We start from the raw sequence: 22,629 nt of genomic DNA, 5'->3' as shown, positions 1-22,629 counted from the left end.
GATTGGATTATCTGCAGGCCGGTTTCTTATGATGAAGCCGGCCTGCGGTGTTTTGGGGCAGAGTAATTTTTAGATGTAAGGAATTTCGGGTTTGAGCGTCTTTGCGTTTGGTTAACAAGTCCTATTCGAATTTCTTACCTATGAAAAAATATTCCGAACCCTTTGAGGCCCATCAGGTATTCCATGTTTGGACACATGCCAACGGGAAAGATAATTTGTTCACTGAAGATCAGAATTATCTGTTTTTTCTTCGCAAGTATGACACATATATCTCGCCGGTTGCTGATACATTTGCGTATTGCCTGATGCCAAACCACATTCACTTTATGGTGCGTATCAAGTCAGAGAAGACCGTTGCCCATTTTGTGAGTCAAAAAAGAAATCGGGACGTGACAACCTTCCAAGGGTTGCGAACTCTTGGAAGGTTAAGTCTCGAGATTAGCCGTCAGTTTTCACACCTTTTCAATAGCTACACACAGGCGTATAACAAGCGCTACAGCCGGAAAGGAAGTCTGTTTATGTCAAATTTTAAGCGAAGAGCCATTGTGTCACCAGACCATTTTCTCACGCTTTTGTTGTATATACACCATAATCCGGTAAAACATCAGTTTGCTGAACATCCGGCGGGATGGCGGTACAGTTCATATCAGGCATACCTTTCTGAAAAACCCACGAAATTATGCAGGGATGAAGGCTTAGTTTGGGCTGGTGGCATTGATTCTTTTTTGAAGTTGCATGACGCAGCCCATACAGAAAAGTTGAAAAGATTATCCCTGATTGAATAGGCTTGCCCTTTCAATTTGCGTGTTAACCACCACATTCCAGCGGTTAATTGAAGAGAACCCCTTCATTATATCGGCCGGACTTAAAGGAATTCTGTAGAAGGTTAGGTTTTGCTTTTGAGCTTGTATGTAAAGGGTATCAGCCACATCGCTGAATAGTTGTTGTATGTTCGTGCTTAAAGTTGGCTCTCAAGAGATTTTTTTCCATCAGAATATCCAAATCATTGCCGGAAAGATCATCGCTACCCCTCTTCCTAACCACATGATTTCACATTGCTTGCAAAAGCGGTTTTTTTCTTTCAAAAGGCTGCAAAAGTGCAGGTTAAAATCTTTTTCTAACTTGAATATTCAAAATAAAAGCGCTTTTTTAGTGCTTGAAATGCAACTTCGTGGTTCGACCGACTATGGGTGTAACAATATTCTAATATCAGGGTTTGATTTAGTTATTTGCACTCCCTATATTATGAGCGTTGTCACTCAAGGACATCAACCATGAAGCTGGCAATCAACCAAAATCATAATCCTGTTTTATCAGACGCAAAAAAGCGGAGTATTATTTATGAGCTATAGGAATGAAGTAAAACACAAAGAACTCGTAGCATGGGTCGACGAAATGACCGCGTTGCTTAAGCCAGACAGTGTTCACTGGTGTGACGGTTCTGAAGAAGAAAATGATGTGATGATTAATCGCTTGTTAGATGGCGGTACTTTTAAGAAACTGAACGACGAAAAACACCCCAACTCTTACGCCTGTTTCTCTGATCCCAGCGACGTAGCGCGTGTTGAAGACAGAACTTATATTTGCAGCCGCAGAAAAGAAGACGCCGGTCCTACCAATAACTGGGAAGACCCTGTTAAAATGAAAGAAACCCTTCGCGGGCTGTATGACGGCTGTATGAAAGGCCGTACCATGTATGTGATTCCCTTCAGCATGGGACCAATTGGTTCGGACATTGCTGAAATCGGAATCGAGATTACCGACTCTGAGTATGTAGTGGTAAACATGCGCCTTATGACCCGCATGGGCCGCAAAGTAATTGACGTACTCGGCGAAGACGGCGACTATGTGAAGTGTGTTCACTCTGTTGGCGCACCGCTCGAAGAAGGTCAGGAAGATGTGCCTTGGCCATGTAATCCTACTACCAAGTACATTGTACACTACCCCGAAGAGAAAGTCATTGAATCTTACGGTTCCGGCTACGGCGGAAACGCCCTGCTTGGTAAGAAATGCTTCGCGCTTCGTATCGCTTCTACCATGGCCCGCGACAACGGCTGGCTGGCTGAGCACATGCTTATTCTGGGTGTAGAATCTCCTGAAGGCGAAAAAACCTATGTAGCGGCAGCTTTCCCAAGTGCCTGCGGTAAAACCAATTTTGCAATGCTTATCCCGCCGAAAGAAATGGATGGCTGGAAAGTGACCACCATCGGTGATGACATCGCCTGGATTAAGCCGGGTGCGGATGGCAAGCTGTACGCCATTAACCCTGAAGCCGGATTCTTTGGTGTAGCACCGGGTACGAATTACGATACCAACCCGAATGCGATGGAGAGTATCAAGTCGCATACGATTTTCACTAACTGCGGTCTGACCGAGGACGGTGAAGTTTGGTGGGAAGGTAAAACCAAGGAAGCACCCGCCAACATGATTACCTGGCAGGGTGAGCCCTACGATCCAAGCAACGGCAAGCCTGCGGCACACCCGAACGCGCGCTTTACCGCACCTGCTTCGCAGTGTCCTTCTATTGACCCGGCCTGGGAAGATCCCGCTGGTGTACCGATCAGCGCCTTTATATTCGGCGGACGTCGTGCAACCGCGGTACCCCTTGTTTATCAGGCGTTTAACTGGAACTTCGGTGTGTATCTCGCAGCCACTATGGGCTCCGAAATGACCGCCGCTGCCTTCGGTCAGATGGGTAAAGTTCGCCGCGATCCTTTCGCACAGCTTCCGTTTGCCGGCTACCACATGGGCGATTACATCAACCATTGGCTGCAGCTGGGCCGCGAAATCAAGGATCCGCCACGCATTTTCGGTGTAAACTGGTTCCGTAAGAATGAAGACGGCAAGTTTGCATGGCCGGGCTTTGGCGAGAACATGCGCGTTCTCCGCTGGATTGTGGAGCGCGTGAAGGGTGAAACTTCCGCCGTTGAAAGCCCGCTTGGATGGATGCCACGCTATCAGGATCTCGATTGGAGAGGTCTCGACTTCACTGAGGAGCAATTCAACGAAGTGATGGATATCGATACCGAAGTCTGGAAGGAAGAACTTCTGGGCCATGAAGAGCTCTTCAGCAAGCTGTACAACAAGCTGCCGAAGGAAGTCTTCTTCATGCGTGAGCTTCTTGTATCCGGCCTGTGGCGCTCTCCAGAGCATTTCAGCCTGGCGCCGGAACGCCCACACTAAGGCACACAAATCTATGTTTTCATAGTAGTTAGTTAGTTAGTAGATGAAAAGTTTGAACACAAGCGGGTCGCCCTGAAAAGCGACCCGTTTTTTATTGGTGGTCATGTTGGTTTAATCCGCGCAGGTGCTGCCGCGGTTTTTTTGTTTTGTGGGAAGCTGCAAATGCATGAGTCTTGCATTTTAGGGGGTATCATAAGTCCTGCGTTTTTTAAGGCTAATAAAGCCGGAAGCGCCCTGACCAAAAAGCAAGGCCCCCATCTTAGGTTTGGGGGCTTATGACATGGCACCGCAACTCCTGATGCTCTCGGAGTTTCCCCCAAAAAAAACAAGACTTGAACCATTCATGCAGCCATTGGCCGGCTTACCCTGTGAGGATTACAGACCATCCGAAGTTTAACCCGCATTATTCACAATTAAACAGTATTTATTGGTTAAATGTATGTTTAAGTGTGGCTTAGTGAAAAATACCGGTAGCCAAAATTTGGGTGTGGTGTAAAGACTGCGTACCGAGCAAAGCGATTCCCGCGCAGCGAAATTTCCCCGCTGGCTACGTTGAAGCTGAAAACTCATGCTCAGGGTACTTGGGTACCCTTCCGCTGAGTTTTCAGCTTCGCCTTGCCAGCAAGAAAATTTCTTGGTGAATAATGCGGGTTGGGTAAGGCTTTGGTCGGTTCGGGTCCGGACAGATGTGCATTTCAAACTTCGGTAAAACGGTTTATTTTGGCAGGCTGAAAAGACCTGAAACCATTTAAATCTGATTGAAAACTATGATTCTTACCAATATTCGTGAAGGCTTGGGTACGATTAGCCTGAACCGCCCTGATAAAAGAAATGCCCTGAATTATGATCTTGTAAGCGGGCTTAAAGCTGCGTTTGCTGATTTTTTTCAGAATGATAAGGTGAAGGTTATTAAGCTGAGGGGAGAGGGGGATGTTTTCTGTGCCGGTGCCGATCTTGCGGTGCTGCAGCAACTTCAGGAGGCAAGCTATGAAGACAACCTGCATGATTCGAGACATCTTGCGGAGCTGTTCCGGATTATTCACGAGGGGGAAAAGCCGGTTGTGGGCGCGATTCACGGACATGCTATTGCCGGGGGCTGCGGACTTGCTTCGGTTTGCGATATTACGGTTGCTGCGGAAAATGCAAAGTTTGGCTACACGGAAACCCGGATCGGGTTTGTGCCGGCCATTGTGGCGCAGTTTCTGGTCCGCAAGGTGGGGGAAACCCATGCCCGGAATCTGTTGCTGAGCGGTAAGCTCATTAATGCGAGGGAGGCGGCAGCTATAGGGCTGATCTCTGAGGTTGTGTCGCTGGATCAGTATCAGTCGCGGGTTCATGAGGTGATTTATAACCTGATTCACAAATGCAGCGGACAGGCGATGGCGCAAACCAAAAAGCTGATCAACCGGGTGAGTGAAATCTCTTTTGATCAGGCGCTCGAAGAAGCGGTGAAGCTAAATGCGGAAGCCCGTGGTACCAAAGACTGTCAGCACGGCATTCAGTCTTTTCTTGAGAAGAAGCCGGCTGTTTGGTTTGAAGGATAAGGAGAAACAGCGGCTGCAGGTTTACCTGTGATTTTGATTCCCCCAAGGGTGCTGTCCGCGCAGCTTAATTGTCCGTGAACCCCGCACCGCAGAAACGACCCCGCGCCCTTTGCTGTTACCGTGCCCATGAAATCAACAAAGACTTTTAAATCAGACGTAATCGTAATCGGTTCAGGAATGGGCGGCATGAGTGCTGCCTGTATGCTGGCGAAAGACGGTTATAAAGTGACGGTGCTTGAAGCCGCGCACGTACCCGGCGGATGCAGCTCATCCTATAAAAGAAAGGGCTACGTTTTTGAAAGCGGCGCCACAACGCTGATCGGATTCGACGAAAATCAGCCGCTTCGTACGCTCGAAGATGAACTCGGCATAAACCTTAGCAAAAAGGAAATCAATCCGTCGATGACGGTTCATCTCGACGGCGATCAGATTATCCGGTATAAAAACCGGCAGGCCTGGATTGATGAAGCGGCACGCGCTTTCCCTGAAATACCCCGGAGTAATCAGAAGGCTTTTTGGGATGAAGCTTTTCATGTGGCGGATACCGTCTGGAAAGTTTCCAAGAAGAATGTGTATTTCCCGCCTAAGCGGGCTACGGACTGGCTTCAGCTTGCCATCAATAACAATCCTGCAGATGCGCCGGTGCTGCGGTACGCTTTTCAGAGCATGGCTTCCATCATGAAAAAGTATGAAGTGGACAGCCCGAATTTCAGGCGCTTTGTGGATGAACAGCTCATGATTACCGCGCAGGCCAAGGCCGAAGACACCCCCTTCATTTTCGGAGCGGCTGGTATTACCTACACCTGCTACTCCAACTACTACGTGCCGGGCGGTTTGCTGAATATGGTGCGGGAGCTTGAAGAAAAGCTTTTGAAGTCAGGGGGAGCGCTTAAGACGCGCCGCAAAGTGGTTAAGCTTTCTGAGCATGATCGGGGCGGTTATGTGGCCGAAACCGAAAACGGGGAAGCATACTACGCACCAAAGGTGGTGTCCAACATTCCGATCTGGAACATGAAGGAAATCAGCACAGGGGAACTCGGGCTGTATTATGGTAAAGAGTCTGAGCGCTACGACGAAGCCTGGGGCGCTTTTACTATGGGCGTTGTAACGGGGGATGCCTACGATCCGCACCTGACCCTGCACCATCAGCTGCACCTGCCTGCGGGCGAACACATGCCTGAGACCGAAGCGGGTTCGGTGTTTGTCTCCATGTCAGCCCGCGGCGATACGAGCCGTGCACCGGAAGGCGAACGCACGCTGAATATTTCCTGTCACACACCGGCCCGCAAGTGGTTCGAGATGGGCGATGCCTATGAGCCGACGAAGGAGCGGGTGCAGGCTTTCATCCTGGATTTCCTGCGCAAAAATTTTCCGGGCTTTGAAGAATCGGGCGTCAAGCTCGCGTTTCCGGCAACCCCGGTGACCTGGCAGAACTGGGTGTACCGCAAGGACGGACGGGTTGGCGGCATTCCGCAGAGCATGAGCCGCTCGCTGGTGGACTGGACCCAAACCGAAGCGCCCTTCCCCGGTTTGTATCAGTGCGGCGACACCTCCTACCCCGGTCAGGGAATTCCCGGCGTCACATTAGGCGGAATAAACGTATATTACCGGATTAAGAAAAACGACAGTTAATCAACCTCTCCCAACAGCTTGAATTATTATCAGACCTCCGCATTTACGCCGGCCGTAAAGCACTTGCTTATCATAAACGGGTTGTCTTTTCTCGCGCTGAACACGCCTGCGCTGCAAAATCTGCTGTTCTTCAATTTTGCCCTTTTTCCGATCGAAAGCGGACTGTTTCGCCCGTGGCAGCTCATCACCTACATGTTCCTGCACGGCGGACTCTTCCACATCTTCTTCAATATGTTCGCCCTGTGGATTTTCGGCACGGCCATTGAATCCGTCTGGGGGACGCGAACTTTTGCCCTGTACTATTTTGCCGCGGGAGTCGGGGCCGCAATCATCCACATGATTACGACCGGCTCACCCGTAATTGGCGCTTCGGGGGGCGTATTCGCCATTCTGCTTGCTTTCGGGGTGATGTTTCCCAACCGGCGCATCTACATGCTGCTGATACCGGTCGGCATCCCCGCCAAGTATTTCGTGATTATCTACGGGGTCTTTGAACTGATGATGGGGATTTCCAACCTGCAAACCGGCATTGCGCACTTTGCACACCTTGGTGGTATGGTTGTCGGATTCATTCTCATTCGCCTTTGGAAACTACCCACCGATCTGGAGTAAGCGCCTATGTATCAACAGGAATCATTCGGGCAGGCGTTTAAACGGGGATGGCTGATGATGCCGCCCGGAATCCGGTGGCTGATTACCATCAATGTAGCGGTCTTTGTGATTGGCATGCTTGGGGGGACGAGTTTCCGGATTTTTCTCAATCAGAACTTCGGCTTTTTCTCTCAGCCCTACCTTACCTTCACACAGCCCTGGCGACTGGTTACCTACATGTTTTTGCATGGGGGCGTTTTTCACCTGTTGTTCAACATGCTGTGGCTGTGGTTTCTGGGCCGGATTGTGGAAGATCACATCGGCACGAAAAACTTCCTGACCATTTATTTTGGCTCCGGGATTGGCGGGGCACTGGTCAACACCGTTGTGACCGGCATTTTTGGCGGGGCGCTTATCCCGACCATTGGCGCTTCCGGGGCGGTTTTCGGGATCATGGTCGCCTTTGCGATGCTGTTTCCGACCTACAAGCTGATGCTCATCTTCTTCCCGCCCATCGAAGCCCGCTTCGTGGTAGCCGGACTTATAGCAATTGATATTCTGTTTATTTCAGCTTCGGATAACATCGCCCGTATCGTGCACTTGGGCGGCGCCGCTTTCGGCTTCATACTTCTTAAGCTTTGGTATCGCGGCTACGATTACGATGCCTGGCTTACGGCCATTGGTGAAAAGCTGAGACCCAAAAAGAAAGCCCCTGAAATGCGGGCACAGTCCGGCAGTGGCAGAAAATCAAAGCTTTACGCGGTAGATGATGCCGAAATTCTCGATGAAGTAGAACAGGATGAACTGGACCGCATTCTCGAAAAAATATCCAAGTCGGGCTACGACGGCCTTACCGCCGAAGAAAAACGAACGCTGTTCGAGCTCAGCCGCCGGAACTAATTCCGGCACATCAGAACCAATGCGCGGTACCTTTTGTTATGTGCCCGTAAGACTTAGGTCATAGTGCGCATGAATCAGTTTCCCAAAGCTACTGCGCGTCTATTATAATTTTCCAGCACAACTAATTTTTCAACCCGCATGAATACGAGCAACAGAAGAAAATCCATACAGGTCATGGTCGGCGATGTCGCCATTGGCGGAAATGCGCCTGTAGTGGTACAGAGCATGACCAATACCGATACTGCCGATATCGATGATACCGTAAAACAGGTGGCCGAACTTTCCGACGCGGGTTCGGAAGTGGTGCGCATTACGGTCAATAATAAAGATGCGGCCAAAGCGGTGCCCTACATCAAGGAAAAGCTTCTCAAGAAAAACGTTGATACCCCGCTTGTAGGCGATTTCCACTACAACGGGCACGTACTTTTGACGGAGTTTCCGGACTGTGCGCAGGCGCTTTCCAAGTTCAGAATCAACCCCGGGAATACCGGTACCCGCGGTCGGGACAAGAATTTCTCTACGATTGTAGAACAGGCCATCCGCTATGACAAGCCGGTGCGCATTGGCGTGAACTGGGGGTCGCTGGATCAGCAATTGCTGGCACAGAAAATGGATGAGAACAATCAGCTTCCTGTGCCGAAGGAATCGAAGGAAGTGATGATGGATACCATTATCGAAAGCGCGGTTCGTTCGTCTCAGCTTGCGCAGGAAGTGGGCCTGGCGAAGGATAAGATCATCATCAGCTGTAAAATGTCGGGGGTACAGGATCTCATTACCATTTACCGCCGGATGGCAGCGGTTTCTGATCACCCGCTGCACCTTGGCCTTACCGAAGCCGGTATGGGCATGAAAGGCATTGTAGCAAGCTCTGCGGCGCTCGGCATATTGCTGAATGAAGGCATTGGCGACACCATCCGGATTTCACTCACGCCCATGCCCGGTGGCGATCGTGCCGAAGAAGTACGGGTCGGACAGCAAATCCTGCAGTCGCTGGGTATCCGCAACTTCATTCCGCAGGTAACGGCTTGTCCGGGCTGCGGCCGCACCAAGAGCACCTACTTTCAGGAGCTTGCCGATGAAATTCAGGGCTACATCCGCGAGATGATGCCGATTTGGCGGGATGTGTACCCAGGGGTTGAAGACATGCACGTTGCCGTAATGGGCTGTGTGGTCAACGGTCCGGGTGAATCCAAGTACGCGGATATTGGTATTTCCCTGCCGGGTACTTTCGAAGAGCCAAAAGCGCCGGTTTACGTGGATGGCGAACATCGCGTAACGCTGAGCGGCGACCATATCGGAAAAGAGTTCCGCACCATGCTTGACGATTATATCATGAAGCGCTTTGGCCGCAAAGAAGCGGAACAGGTGTGATTTGAGCCATCTCCCTTATTGTAAAAGAAAAGCCCGGTGTCTTAGCGAATACCGGGCTTTTTTCATGTTTGGGCAGCGCGAATAGCTGGCGCAAAGAATATTTTTGGTGAATCATGCAGAGTAAAGTTTAGCGGGAGTCAGCCGCGCTTGCAGACGGTGTGCAGAAACAGCGAGCGGATAGAAAAATGAAATGGGTTTCAGTTTGGGTTCAGGCTGTTGTTTTTGCACCATGCAGTATTCAGGATTTGGCGGGTTCAGAAGGCGCGTGTTTTAGGGGTATGATAGGATACGTTTCGGACCGAATTGCGGAGAAAAAAAGCAAGGGATTCATCTTAGGTTTGGGGTTTTCGACCTGTTACGAAAAACAGTGAGGTGCACGGAGTTTTCCCATAAAAAAATAAAAAGGCGGGTTTGCTCAGGTCGCCTTGTTCCGACCGCAGAAGCCTGCCCTGCACCTTGGGTGCTGTGGCAAAGTTGGGGTGTGTAGCGGGATGTTACGCGGGCTTCAGATGGCTTTGTTGGAGTTGTAAAATCAGCGCTTTAGCGGATTAAAGGCAAAATCAATGTCTGATATTAGATTATTTTTAATGAGGTTGCGCGAAGCCAAAAAAGGTTTGTTTTACGCTTGAAAATGTAAGCGCTTTCACGTATTATTGATACGTGCATGTCATCTTTCAGCAACGCTATCAGCCCGACTGAACTGCCTGATGCCAAATCCGAAAATTATTTAACTGTCTGCGCATAAACGTATTCCATAAAAGCGTCTGAATTAAATCAGCTTGTTTTTCTCAGGTACCGGGCAGATAAATGATGTTCATTAAATATTTGATTTTTAATCGTTTGTAGTACTTATGGCCCAAAGCCAAATACGATATCCTTTTTTGATCTACAAATTTTTGTTCATCACTTCCTTGCTCATTCTTTTGGCAGGCCTTAGCTCCTGTTCTACGGATGAGCCCGTTGATGAAGGTGAACAGGTGCTTGCGGCTGTGGGATCATACGACATCACGCGCACCCATTTTCTGAATGAGCTGCAGCGCTTTAATGCCCGTGCCGGCTATGCCATGAACCTGAGTCCGGATGTGATGGAAGCGGTGCTGAATCAGCGCCTGAACCGCTATGTAATCGTGACCTACGCGATGGATCAGGGGTGGCACAACGAGCCCGACGTAAACCATACCCGAGAGATGATTGAGCGCAAAGCGCTGATGGAAGAGTTTGAGCGGCGTTTTATTATTGACGAGCTCACCATCAGTGAAAACGATCTTCGTGAGCTGTTTTACCGGGCCAACACAAGCGTACGGGCTTCCCATTTATTTGCAAGCAACCGGCATGAAGCCGATTCCCTTTTTGCCTTGCTCGAACAGGGGCATGATTTCGAAGCACTTGCAGCGCAGGTGTTTCAGAACCCTGAGCTGGCCCGCAATGGCGGGGATCTCGGGTTTTTCACCCTGGACGATATGGATATCTCCTTCGAAGATCAGGCCTTCCGAATGGCCGTTGGTGACATCTCAGCGCCGGTGCAGACAAGCCGGGGCTTTTCCATTATAAAGGTGACGGATATTGTTGAGACGCCCGTCATCACAGAAACGCAGTTCGCACAGCGCAGAAACGAGCTGGCCGCTATTGCCCGCGATCAGCAAGCGGAACTTGCCGTGCGCAATCACCTGCGCAGCACCATGGATGCTTTTGACTACGATCCGGCGCTGATGCAGAAGCTTTGGGATGATGTACGGAACGACCCGGATGCCTATCTCGAGTTTAACCCCGAGCTTGTACGTCTTGAAGTCCGGCTTTCCCCCGAAGTTGCCGGTCAGACGCTGATAAGCTACGGGGATTTTGTGTTTACGACGGACGATTTTCTGCGGGAAGCTTTCTTTACGACTTTTAGTCAGCGCCGGCAGGCCCGTAACGTGCATGATTTTACAGGACAGGTTAAGGCTATGGCCTACCGCGCGATGGCGATTGCGGAGGTGCGTAATCATCCCAATTTTAACGCGCGTTACGTGCAGCGCACAGCGGATGAGACCTTCTACAACTATCTGAATCAGATGTTTGATGAATATCTGGAAGCACAGGTGCAGGTTGGCGAGGATGAAATTTACGCAGAGTTTCACCGGAATCCGGCCCAATATGTGGAACCGCTTCAGCTTGATATGGCGGAAATAGTTGTAACAAGCGAGGAAGCGGCTGATCAGGCGTGGGCGGCTTTGGAAGCCGGTCGTGAGTTTAATGATGTGCTGCGTCAGTTTACGGCTGATCCGGCAGGGCGCGAAAATATGGGGCGTCTTGGCTTTATTCCCATACAACAGTTTGGCATGATGTCGCCTTCATTGGTCAACATTCAGCCGGGTGAATATGCGGGACCGTTTCAGATTACGGGCTCCCGCTTTCACATTTTTAAATGTCATGGCAGGATTGAACCCCGGCAGCTGACATTTGAGGAAGCCATCCCAATGGTGGAGCGCGCGCTTCGCTCGGAGGCTAAGGAGCAACTGAAAATCCGGAAAATCGGTGAAGCCCGGGAGCGTTTCGGCGCCAAAGTGTACACCGACCGATTATTATCGATACCAATACAATTATAAATCAACAATATGAATAACGCTACGAAATTACTGTTCGCCGTTTTCGTATTCCTGTTTGCAGCCGAAAGTCTGCATGCGCAGGCCGGTCGGATAACCGGTAACGTTACGGATGCGAGGGATGGGGAACCCATTATCGGAGCTCAGGTTATTATTCAGGGGACAACCCAGGGTACGACTACGGACTTCGACGGCAACTTTCGAATATTAAATGTGCGGCCGGGTACCTATACCCTGGAGTTTCGCTACATCGGCTACACGACACAAATTGTAGAAGATGTGCTGGTCAGAACCGATCTCAACACCGTCGTTGACATGCAGCTCTCGGAGTCTGTGCTCGAAGGGGAAGAAATCGTTGTTCGGGCGCAGCGCGATGTGGTGATCCGCGACCTTACGAGTACTGAATCGCGCGTCAGCCGGCAGGATCTGGAACGGCTGCCCGTGCAGGACGTGGGTGAGGTCGTATCGCTGCAGGCCGGTGTGACGGTCGGACCCGGCGGAAGTATTCACATCCGCGGCGGTCGCGCGTCAGAAGTGGCCTATATTGTGGATGGCGTGCGTGTTTCGGATGACTTTGATCGTGGCTCTGGCTTGCGGGTTGAAAATCAGGCGATTGAAGAGCTGCAGGTTATTTCCGGTGCCTTCAACGCAGAGTACGGGCAGGCAACTTCTGGTATCATTAATATTGCAACCCGCTCAGGAACCAACGACTGGCGCGGTAACCTGCGCATTTGGGGCGGTGAATATGCGACTACCCGCTCGGGCCTGTTTCCCGGCGCACCCGGCACTTTCAGTGAAATTGACCCCGTACATCAGTACAATGTGGAAGGCAGTATTTCCGGGCCGATTGTTCGGGATAAGGTAACCTTCTTTTTAAGCGGCCGCCGCTTCCGTAACGAAGGCTGGCTATACGGCTACAACGCTTTTTCTCCGCAGGGTCCCATTCTGCCGCTGCAGGATGAAGCCGGTAATCTGACCTGGGAGCGCGGGTATAATGAAGTACCGGTCAGCAATCCGGTAAACCGCTACGGACATTTCATCAATGGGGATGACCCCTGGATTAACATCGTAGAGAACGACGGCGAGTTTATCCGCTACCGCGATGAAGGCTTCCGCGACAGCACCATGGTTTCTATGCACCCCTTCGAAACCGTCAGTTTTCAGGGCAATGTGCAGTATAACGCCACCAACATGCTGCGGTTCAACCTCATCGGAAACTGGAGTCAGGAGTTTAGTCAGGGCTACAATCACGGCGGACGGCTCGTAGCGCAGAACAACACACAGACCGAGCGGAACAACTACTTTGTGAACCTGCGCACGACCTTCACGCCTTCGGCTAACATGTTCTTTACGTCGAACTTTGCTATGCGCTACAATGCGTTTGAAAGCAATCTTTTTGGTGATCCCTACGATCCGCGGCATTTGAATTTTGAGCGCACGGGTGATTTCCCGCAGGCATTTCAGCCGCGTGACGGCCGCTTTGCCAGGTTCGGAACCAACAACGGATTCTTCAACCGAAACACCACGACCTTTATCGGGAAGATCGAGTACAACCATCAGGTGAATGATCAGCACTTTATCAAGGCAGGTATTGACGTTCAGGCCGATGTGCTCAATTACAGAAATTACGGCCTTGTGCCCATTACAGGCGGTGCAGACCTTGAGCCCTTCCCGGACAGGGTACTCGACCGGGAATTTCTGCCGGAACTCGGCATTCCCCTTGAAAACACCATCGGACACGAAGTGTGGACCCGCAAACCGGTTACCTTCAGCGCTTACATTCAGGATCGCATTGAGTACGAAAATCTTATCATCAATGCAGGTCTTCGGTTTGATTACTTCGTGCCCAACGGCCGTATCCCCGCTTCCGACCGTCCTCGCCTGACGCAGCGTTTTGACGAGCGCGACGCAAGCTTTTGGTCTGAAGCAAGCCCCAAATATCAGCTGAGTCCGCGTCTGGGGATTGCCTATCCGATTTCAGCCCGCGGGGTGATTCACTTCTCCTATGGCTACTTCTTTCAGGTGCCCAATTACTCAAACCTGTATAACGGCTCAAACCTGATTCTGGCAAACATATCCGGTGCACAGGGACCGTTCGGAAACCCCGACCTGCGTCCTGAGCAAAGTGTGAAATATGAGCTCGGTCTTCAACAGGAGATCTTCACCGGAACCGCACTCGATCTGAGTATTTTTTATGAAGATAAGCGCGACTACGTGTCTTCCGGGCCGATACAGCCGACGGCCATCCCAAGTGTTCGCTACGGAACCTGGATTAACCGCGACTATGCCAACATCCGCGGTATCACCGCTGCCATCAATCAGCGCGTAACCCGTCGCGTGAGCTTTGGGGTCGATTACACCTTTTCTATTGCGGAAGATTCCAACTCAGATCCCGCAGCCGAGTTTTTTGCCGCTGTTGCCTCCGGTGATACAACCGGCAGCAACCTGGCACGCTTCCTTACACCCGCCAACTGGGACCGTACGCACGTGCTGAACTCATCTTTCTTTTATGCGCAGGATACCTGGGGCTTTAATATCGTGCAACGCTTCAGCAGCGGTCTGCCCTACACTCCGTCGGCTTCCGTACCGCGCAGCGTTGGGATTACCTCAACCGGCGACATCATTACCAACAGCCTGCGCATGCCGGCAACCTTTACCGTTGACCTGAATATGTATAAGAATATTGAAGTCAGCGGCTACACGATGGGCTTGTTTTTTAACATCTTCAACATCTTTGATGCCCGAAACCCCAGCTCTGTATTTAATGATACCGGAAGTCCGGACCTGCCGCTTAACCCGCTTGCAGATGCTGATCCGGGATGGTATGCCGACCCGTCACGATTCGCTGAACCCCGAAGAGTTCAGTTCGGCTTCTCGATGCAATTCTAATGAAAAAGATTTCCAAAACACTACGGATTATGTCTCTTAAGCAATCCTTAATTCTGATGACGGCGCTGTTACTGGCGGGTTTGGTTACGGCTGGGGGTGCGCTGGCACAGACTCAGACCGGCAACATTCCCAGTGATGAGCGGTCCTCTTTTGAAGAGCGGCGCAAGTCTATCCTGGATGCCAACAACCTGCGTGCGACCTACCATAACTTTGGCTTCGCAGGCCGGACCACCGACGCAAACGTCGATGAACTCTACTTTGAGTTTCCTAAAAACACCAACCGGCGCTACCTGTACTTCGTGTCGATTTTTACCGGTGCTGAAGTCATAGATCAGCAAACCGGCGACCCTACACAGGTTGTCGTAGCGCCCAACTACCGCACCAATCCTCAAACGGGGGACAGCTGGGCGAAAAACCCGGTTACCGGATACTTTAACCCTGACTCTGAAGAAATCGCACGAAGCGATCAGGGGCCCGGCTCAGCCCGCGGCAATACCTGGCCTGCATTCTGGCCTGACAAGCTGGACGACCCCTCTGATCCCGGATGGCCGAATCAGTGGAACGGCTTCTTCGGCAAAGACATCTTCAATGCCGATCAGGAGTTTTACTACCGTTCCGGTGATGATCAGTACACCCGCCTATCAGCGGGCGGTAACTGGCTGCCGGATCCCGAAGATCCGAGCCGCGGCGGTCTTGGCCTCATTATGGACACCCGTATTCTGGCCTGGACGCAGAACCTTATCAGTAGCGTGCATTTCAATATCTTCGAAATCCGCAACGACAGCCGCTTCGATTACGATAAAGTATCCTTTATGCTCTGGACGGCTGACTGGGTAGGGACCCCCGAAAATGACCTCCCGTTCTTCGACCAGGAGCGCTCGATTGCTTTCTACACCGATATCATGCCCACGCAATCCCCTCCGGAGTTTGACGGTACCGCAATCGGGGTAGCTGCGATTCGCTTCCTGGAAACACCCGGCAACGACGTTGACGGAATCGACAACGACGGCGACAGCGACTTCTACCTCGGTGGTGGTCCGCTCTTTGATCCGGGTAACGTTGATCTCTACAGCCTGTTGACCGTTGATGGCGGTGGCTTCATTTCTTCACGCGATGTGCTTGCCAACGAAGTCGTGCCGCAGTTTACGGAAGCGCAGTTTGCCGAGCGTCAGCTACAACCCGGTGATCCCATCGTACTTATGGATCAGGACGGCAACCGTCGCCTGTTCCGCTATCCGCCCGCAGAAGCCGGTGATGTAACGATGATAACCTACGACGCACGCGATGTGGCCCGGGAAGTCCTCCTGCCTGCCGGCGGAATGACCGTTCGGGAAGACACCTTGCAGGCGCGGCACCGAAACCTTATCGATGATGATCTCAACGGTCTGATTGATGAGAATCAGCCCAATCACCTCACCCTAACACGCTTCCTGCCGGGACAGCCGCAGCCGGTTACCCGTGCCGTCCGCTTCATCAATTATTTGTGGGATGGCTACTACGAAGGCCATGCCGGCAACCCGGGCATTGATCCGGTTGGCTGGTCACAGGTCAACGGCGAATGGGTGCCGACCGACAGCCTCTTTATTCAGCGCGGGATGATCATTCCCGATCAGTGGATTGAGCGCCGCATGAACAATGATTCCGAATTTGCAGATTTCATTAACGATTATCAGGAAGCGCTCAGAAACCTTTACAGCCGAATCAATAATCCGGTTTTCCCGGAATCTCATTTCGATCGCTTTTTCCTCAATCAGTTCACGGCAGCGCCTATGATTGATGAATCGAGAGAAGACTTCTTTGACAACAATCAGGACTGGACCCTGCGTGATGATGTCGGTATCGACGGCGTAGAAGGCAGCGGTGCCCGCGGTGAAGGGGACGGATTCCCAAGTTCAGGCGCGTTCACACCCTTCCCTGGTGAGCCGAATATTGATAAAACAGATGTGCGCGAAACCGACGCCATCGGTATTACCTCTGCAACTTCGATTCCTGCGGGTTCTCTGGAATTCAACGACGGACTCATCTGGCGCCGCTTTATGGTACCGGGTTTGTTCCCGCCCGCGCCTCCGGCTACGCAGGATACCGATCAGATGATTACCTCCAGCTTCTTCCCGCTCCGTGCAGGTTCCGTACAGCGTTTCGCTATCGCTGTTTCTGTAGCGCAAACCGGAACCACCACCAATACCGCAGATGAAGAGCTGGTTACGCAGCAGCTTGAAAACGCCTTCCGCGCTTTCGATGCCAACTATCAGTTTGCGATTGCCCCGCCGCCGCCGCTTCTGCGCGCAGTTCCGGGCGACGGACACGTCGTACTATACTGGGATGATGAAGCTGAAGACGTATTCGACCGCTTCCTCGACCGCCTTGGCGTTAATCCGCGTAACTTCGAAGGATACCGCGTGTACCGCTCCACCGATCCTGCGCTGGCCGACAGCCGCCGCATTACGGATGGCCGGGGTAACATTCAGTTCCTGCAGCCCATCGCGCAGTTTGACCTCGCCAACGGCATTACCGGAAATCATCCGATTGATATCAACGGCCTGGAGTTTTTCCTCGGCAGCGATACCGGCCTGCAGCGTCATTTCGTGGATACGGATGTCATCAACGGTCGTCAGTACTACTACGTCGTAACGGCCTACAACAGCGGTGCCGCTATTGCGGATATTGCGCCTTCGGAATCACCGGTTAACATCAGTATTAATCCTGACGGCTCGCTGACCGCAGGTCAGAATGTGCAGCTTGTCGTACCCGGCGGACCTGCCGCCGGATATGTGGGACCCGCCGAAATTTCGGTGAACCGCGTAGGCGGTACCGGAAGTGCGACCGGTACGATTATCACCAGTATTTTCGATCCGCGTCAGCTTCAGGTGAACACAACCTACCGCATCGAATTCCAGGACGAAGAAGTGACGGCTAACGGGCAGACCTGGCGGCAGACAACCGGTTTCACGGTAACGGATGTAACCAACGACCGCATCATATTTGAAGAGCGAGATGAGTTTAACGGTGAAGACCTGCCTGTTTTTGACGGCGTGAAAATGATCGTGGTGAACGATGCCTTCGCGCCATCGCAAGTTGCCGGTGAGCGTCCAAACACAAGGCTGCGTCTGCAAAGCTGGAGCAGCCGCACCGGTTCGGATACCCCCGCGACCATCCGCGCGATTCGTCACAACGGCAGCATGGAAAACTACCGGATTGAGTTCTTTGATACCCGCCGGAATGCGGCGATCAGTAAGAGCAGCTCCGTACCCGTTCAGGTACAGCGGGGGTCACTCACCATGCAGGCACCTGCCCGCGATGTGAATTTCCGCATCATCAACACCCGCACCAATGAACCGGTTGAGTTTGGCTACCTGCCGCATCCGTCAATTAGCGACGCACAGCGCGGTCATGCAGGTTTCGCCGCTGTTTATAACAACGCTCAGCGCCGTACCGACAGCGACCTCATCTACATCCGCGAGACCAATCCGGAAACCGGTGAAAAAGAGCTTGCCTGGGAACTCGTACTCGAGCCTTTCGAAGCGAATCAGCCCTTCGCAGCACAGCCGGGCGATATCATCACGCTGAATCAAAGCGGAGAGTTTACCAGTGAAGATGTTTTTGAATTTACCATCGACGCCTCACACCTGCCTGATGTAGATCCCGAACTGGCCAAAAACCAGCTCGATAATATCCGGGTAGTACCCAACCCGTACATCGGTACGCATCTTGGAGAACCTCGTCCGGCAGGCGCTGATCAGACACGCGTGCGTCAGCTTCACTTTACCAACCTGCCGCAGCAGGCTACGATCCGCATCTTCAGCGTATCAGGCCGCCTCGTGCAGACGCTAAACGTAAATAATTCAATCGATAATGGCCGCTATATCTGGGATATGCTCACCAAAGATAATCTTGAGCTTTCCTACGGGGTGTACATCTACCATGTGGATGCGCCCGGCATAGGAGAGAAGGTTGGCAAATTCGCGGTAATCAAATAGGGGGCTAAATCAATGAGAAATCAAATGAACACGAAATTGAGCATGAAGCGCCTGTTACCGGCTGTGCTGGTATTCACGGTGATGATTAGCGCGGGCTGGCTGTCAGCCCCGCAGCAGGTGCAGGGTCAGGAGATCTCGAAATCGGGGACCTCTGCGGCCGAGTTTCTGAACATTCCGGTGGGCACGCGCGCAACGGGCGTGGGCAACGCGATTACGGCATCGGTCAACGACGCGACGGCCATGTACTGGAACCCCGGAGCGCTGGCGATGGTCCGCGAGCGTCAGGTGCACATCGAGCACTCGGAATGGTTTGCCGACCTTCGTCACAACTTTGTGGGTATCGCACTGCCGATACCCGGCGCAGGTACGGTAGGGCTGAGCGTGAGCGCGCTGACCATGGACGACATGGAAGAAACCACCATGCAGGAGCAGGACGGCACGGGCCGTTTCTTTGGCGCCTACTCCTACGCGGCCGGACTGACCTACTCACAGTTCCTCATGCGTGACTTCGCCATCGGCGCAACGGTCAAGTATGTGCACGAGCAGATTTGGAATTCCAGCAGCGGGGGTTTTGCCTTCGACCTGGGAACGACCTACGTGACGCCCTTCGACGGCATCCGCTTTGGGGTACGTTTTGCCAACTTCGGTCAGAAGCTCAACATCACGGGCAAAGACCTGAACGTGCCGGTGGATATTGACCGTGGCTCAGCGGGCAACAACCCGAACGTGCCTGCGCGTCTGGAGACTAAAGACTTCGATCTGCCGCTGTTGCTGCAGGTGGGCCTGGCGTGGGACGGGGTTAAAACCGAGACGGTACGAGTAACGCTGATGGCCGACGGCGTGAGCCCGAGCAATAACACGCAGAGCGTGAATCTGGGCATAGAGGCGGCGTTTTTTGACGAGCTGTTTGCCGTGCAGGCGGGTCTTCCGGACCTGTTGCTGGACGACCGGATGTTTGAATTCGCAGCCGGCGGCTGGGTGAACTATGAGCTGAGCGGCGGGCTGGGCCTGAACATCGGTTACGCGCTGCAAAGCCACAAAATACTCGGGGTAACCAACCGATTCTCACTTAAAGTCAAATTTTAAGGGAGGGTACAAACGATGAAATCTACAACCAATCAAAAGACCCTCTCCGAACGGATACAATCCGGTCACCCAAGGTTTTCTATGAAATTTTTTGTTACGATGCTGATGAGCTTTGCCGTCACCGCCCTTATCGGGGCGGGGTTCAGCGCGCAAAGTCAGCTTCAGGCACAGCAGCAGAGCAGCGGAATCTTTATTTTTCCGCAGGATGATGACAACGGACCTCAGCCGATACGTCCGCCCAAGCCGCAGCTCAGCGCAGTTGTCGGCGACGGCAGCGTGTTGCTCTACTGGGATGACGCCGCGGAATTCCACTACGATCCATTCTTCGACGGCTACGTGGTGTATCAGCGCCCGGTTGCTACGGGGGTTTTTGAGGATGTGTTTGCAAACCCGAATAACTTTCAGGGCTACATGGTCTTCAGGTCAACGGATCCTGAGTTCACCGACGCACTCCGCATTACCGACAATCAGGGCAACAGACAGCGTCTGGCTTTTGAAGATGTATTTGATCTGCAGAATGACATCACCGGATACCATCCGGCTTCAGTAGGCGGGCAGCGCATCTGGATGGGTTCCGATACCGGCATCCGCCGTATCTGGGAAGACAGCGGTCTCACCAACGGACGTACGTACTACTACGCCGTTGTATCCTTCACACACGGCGACGCCCTGCCCGAGTTTGAGCTGCCGATTGAGTTTGATGAAGATGACGTCCCGATTATACCGCTTCCTAACTCTATCTATACCATCCCGCCACTTGACTCAGGTTTGGACATTGAGATTTTGCCGGACGGAACTGTGATTACGGGCGTAAACGTCGTTGCGGTAACACCGCAGCGTGGCGCCGCAGGCTTTGTTGCGCCGCAGGATCCTATGGTTCAGCAAATTAGCGGCTCCGGTTCCGGTACCATTGATGTGCAGGTTATTGATCCCGACGCCCTCCGCGGCGGTCACAACTACAGCATAGCATTTACCGATACCCTCATTGAGCGGCCCGGCAATGTTGTGGATCTCGTTACCAAGAGCGTCTCCCTCACCAATACAACAACCGGCGAAGTCCTTTTCGACCGCCTGGAGAATTTTCAGGGTGTGGAGCTGCCGGTTAAAGAGGGGCTGTTGTTTTTCATTGATGATATTCCCAACCGTGTAGCAGTAGATGAAGAGCGAACGGAGTGGATCACCGAACAAGAATCAAATATTCACAACTTTGTAATCGGGGTATCCGGCAGAAACCCGACGCCCTCAGACTACCGCTTTGAATTCTTTGATGAGCCGGTGCGTGAATCGCTCCCCTTCACCATTGGTAATACAAACATCCCTGCCGAGCGCACTAACGTAATCATTACCAACACGGTAACCGGTCAGGAAGTAGATTACGCGTTCTTCACCAACCCGCAGCTTCCGCGGGATCTGCGTGATGTTGTGTACCTCAGCAGCGATAACATTCTGATTTTCGGTGCCGCAGGTCTGATACAGCGCTCCGAAGACGGTGGCGAAATCTGGACAAACGTGGAAAGCGGTGTAAGTGTGCGTCTGAAAGCAGCGCATTTCGTGGACGCGCAAAACGGCTGGGCAGCCGGTCGCGAAGGAACCGTAACCCGCACGACCGATGGCGGTCAAACATGGACGCCCATGGAAACGGGGATTACCTCCATTCTTCGCGACATTTACTTCGTGGACGAGCAAAACGGCTGGGCGGTAGGCGACGGTGGTGTTATTATTGCAACCACAAACGGCGGAGATTCATGGGTTACACAGGATTCGGGCGTACTGAACCGCTTTAACAACGTAGTCTTCACCGACGCGCAGACCGGCTATGTTTCGGGCCTGATATTTGGCGCAGGCAACTCCCGTGTCCTAAAAACAACGGATGGCGGTACTAACTGGGAACCTCTTCCGGTTGGACCAATCCTGGAGTTTTTTGGGATGGATTTCACCGATGAACAAACTGGCTACGTTGCAGGAACAGGCGGCCGTATCTTTAAAACGGAAGACGCCGGCGAAACCTGGACAGAACTTGATACCCCAACCAATCAGCAGCTCAATGACATCACCTTTGCGGATAACGCAACCGGCTGGTCTGTGGGACGCGGCGGTGCCATCATCTTTACCGCCGATGGCGGTCAGACCTGGGAAGCGCTTGACAGCGGTACCGGTGTAGAGCTGTTTGGTATCGGGAGCATAGCAGGCGGTACGTCTTCACTCGTAGCCGTTGGCGCCAACTCAACCCGACTCCGAAGCAGTAATCAGGGACAGACCTGGCAGGCGACCGAGGATTTCCGCCGCTTCAGGGCTGCCTTTGACAACAACAATCAGTCAAGAAGCGACATCCTCTACATTCTGGAAGATGTCCGCGACGACGGTGAGCTTCGGGATACCTGGCGGGTATCCATGCTTGCCCGTACCGCAACAAGCCCGTTTGGCCTCACAGTTGATCCGTCTGAAGGCGATGAGCTTCGCTTCTTTACCGTGAAGCCGCTTACATCGGCCGATGAATTCACCTTCACCATTGACGGCTCCAACTTCCCTGATGTCGACCTGAGCGAAGTGGAAGATCCGCTCTCCCTCATTCGTGTGGTTCCGAATCCGTATCTGGTAACGCATGTAGCTGAACCCCGCACGGGCGGCCGTCAGCTGCACTTCACCAACCTGCCGCAGCAGGCTACGATCCGCATCTTCAGCGTATCAGGCCGGCTCCTCCAAACCCTGCGTGTCGATAACCCGGCTACGGAAAGCCGTTACGTCTGGGATATGATCACCAGTGAAAACCGCGAGCTTTCCTATGGGGTGTACATCTACCATGTGGATGCGCCCGGTATAGGAGAGAAGGTTGGCAAATTCGCGGTAATCAAATAGGGGGCTAAACCAATGAGA

General features: G+C 52.4%; 12 protein-coding genes. All 12 read left to right on the top strand.

Going from position 1 to position 22,629, the window contains the following annotated elements; translation table 11 throughout:
• Nucleotides 1-140 precede the first annotated feature (140 nt).
• The 12 genes from CYPRO_RS12440 to CYPRO_RS12375 all read left to right on the top strand — a co-directional run bounded on the left by CYPRO_RS12440 (nucleotide 141) and on the right by CYPRO_RS12375 (nucleotide 22,611).
• A complete protein-coding gene (locus tag CYPRO_RS12440) occupies nucleotides 141-785 on the top strand; it encodes a hypothetical protein (RefSeq protein WP_114984923.1) in 645 nt (214 codons plus the stop codon).
• A 556-nt stretch (nucleotides 786-1,341) separates the two neighbouring features.
• Nucleotides 1,342-3,183, top strand: coding sequence for a phosphoenolpyruvate carboxykinase (GTP) (locus CYPRO_RS12430; RefSeq protein WP_114984921.1), 1,842 nt, complete (start codon nucleotides 1,342-1,344; stop codon nucleotides 3,181-3,183).
• 767 nt (nucleotides 3,184-3,950) lie between these two features.
• Nucleotides 3,951-4,727, top strand: a complete 777-nt coding sequence (locus CYPRO_RS12425; protein WP_114984920.1) for an enoyl-CoA hydratase/isomerase family protein — start codon at nucleotides 3,951-3,953, stop codon at nucleotides 4,725-4,727.
• Between the two features lie 126 nt (nucleotides 4,728-4,853).
• Nucleotides 4,854-6,359 (top strand): phytoene desaturase family protein, encoded by a 1,506-nt coding sequence (locus CYPRO_RS12420; protein ID WP_114984919.1) that lies wholly within the window; start codon nucleotides 4,854-4,856, stop codon nucleotides 6,357-6,359.
• 18 nt (nucleotides 6,360-6,377) lie between these two features.
• On the top strand, nucleotides 6,378-6,971 hold the full coding sequence (locus CYPRO_RS12415) for a rhomboid family intramembrane serine protease (RefSeq protein WP_114984918.1): 594 nt from the start codon (nucleotides 6,378-6,380) through the stop codon (nucleotides 6,969-6,971).
• Nucleotides 6,972-6,977: 6 nt separating this feature from the next.
• On the top strand, nucleotides 6,978-7,850 hold the full coding sequence (locus CYPRO_RS12410) for a rhomboid family protein (RefSeq protein ID WP_114984917.1): 873 nt from the start codon (nucleotides 6,978-6,980) through the stop codon (nucleotides 7,848-7,850).
• Between the two features lie 138 nt (nucleotides 7,851-7,988).
• The gene (gene ispG, locus CYPRO_RS12405; RefSeq protein WP_114984916.1) at nucleotides 7,989-9,221 is read left to right on the top strand and encodes a flavodoxin-dependent (E)-4-hydroxy-3-methylbut-2-enyl-diphosphate synthase; all 1,233 of its coding nucleotides are present in this window, start codon (nucleotides 7,989-7,991) and stop codon (nucleotides 9,219-9,221) included.
• 881 nt (nucleotides 9,222-10,102) lie between these two features.
• Nucleotides 10,103-11,806: a peptidylprolyl isomerase gene (locus CYPRO_RS12395; RefSeq protein WP_164682760.1), complete on the top strand. Its 1,704-nt coding sequence runs from the start codon at nucleotides 10,103-10,105 to the stop codon at nucleotides 11,804-11,806.
• A 9-nt stretch (nucleotides 11,807-11,815) separates the two neighbouring features.
• A complete protein-coding gene (locus tag CYPRO_RS12390; protein ID WP_114984913.1) occupies nucleotides 11,816-14,692 on the top strand; it encodes a TonB-dependent receptor in 2,877 nt (958 codons plus the stop codon).
• A gap of 29 nt (nucleotides 14,693-14,721) precedes the next feature.
• Complete coding sequence (locus tag CYPRO_RS12385; RefSeq protein WP_124245616.1) at nucleotides 14,722-18,669, top strand: T9SS type A sorting domain-containing protein; 3,948 nt, start codon at nucleotides 14,722-14,724, stop codon at nucleotides 18,667-18,669.
• Nucleotides 18,670-18,693: 24 nt separating this feature from the next.
• Nucleotides 18,694-19,755, top strand: coding sequence for a PorV/PorQ family protein (locus CYPRO_RS12380; RefSeq protein WP_114984911.1), 1,062 nt, complete (start codon nucleotides 18,694-18,696; stop codon nucleotides 19,753-19,755).
• Between the two features lie 81 nt (nucleotides 19,756-19,836).
• Nucleotides 19,837-22,611 carry a WD40/YVTN/BNR-like repeat-containing protein gene (locus CYPRO_RS12375; protein WP_164682759.1) on the top strand — a complete coding sequence of 925 codons (2,775 nt, stop codon included), beginning with the start codon at nucleotides 19,837-19,839 and terminating at the stop codon, nucleotides 22,609-22,611.
• Nucleotides 22,612-22,629: the final 18 nt, after the last annotated feature.

This window comes from Cyclonatronum proteinivorum (genome assembly GCF_003353065.1).
GTDB lineage: Bacteria > Bacteroidota > Rhodothermia > Balneolales > Cyclonatronaceae > Cyclonatronum > Cyclonatronum proteinivorum.
This window is presented reverse-complemented; position numbering and strand designations above follow the sequence as displayed.

What these genes read in the sequence shown, in the direction of transcription:
- ispG (WP_114984916.1), top strand. Translation starts at nt 7,989, where the DNA reads ATGAATACGAGCAACAGAAGAAAATCCATACAGGTCATGGTCGGCGAT.
- CYPRO_RS12385 (WP_124245616.1), top strand. Translation starts at nt 14,722, where the DNA reads ATGTCTCTTAAGCAATCCTTAATTCTGATGACGGCGCTGTTACTGGCG.
- CYPRO_RS12380 (WP_114984911.1), top strand. Translation starts at nt 18,694, where the DNA reads ATGAACACGAAATTGAGCATGAAGCGCCTGTTACCGGCTGTGCTGGTA.
- CYPRO_RS12440 (WP_114984923.1), top strand. Translation starts at nt 141, where the DNA reads ATGAAAAAATATTCCGAACCCTTTGAGGCCCATCAGGTATTCCATGTT.
- CYPRO_RS12375 (WP_164682759.1), top strand. Translation starts at nt 19,837, where the DNA reads ATGAAATTTTTTGTTACGATGCTGATGAGCTTTGCCGTCACCGCCCTT.
- CYPRO_RS12410 (WP_114984917.1), top strand. Translation starts at nt 6,978, where the DNA reads ATGTATCAACAGGAATCATTCGGGCAGGCGTTTAAACGGGGATGGCTG.
- CYPRO_RS12420 (WP_114984919.1), top strand. Translation starts at nt 4,854, where the DNA reads ATGAAATCAACAAAGACTTTTAAATCAGACGTAATCGTAATCGGTTCA.
- CYPRO_RS12425 (WP_114984920.1), top strand. Translation starts at nt 3,951, where the DNA reads ATGATTCTTACCAATATTCGTGAAGGCTTGGGTACGATTAGCCTGAAC.
- CYPRO_RS12430 (WP_114984921.1), top strand. Translation starts at nt 1,342, where the DNA reads ATGAGCTATAGGAATGAAGTAAAACACAAAGAACTCGTAGCATGGGTC.
- CYPRO_RS12390 (WP_114984913.1), top strand. Translation starts at nt 11,816, where the DNA reads ATGAATAACGCTACGAAATTACTGTTCGCCGTTTTCGTATTCCTGTTT.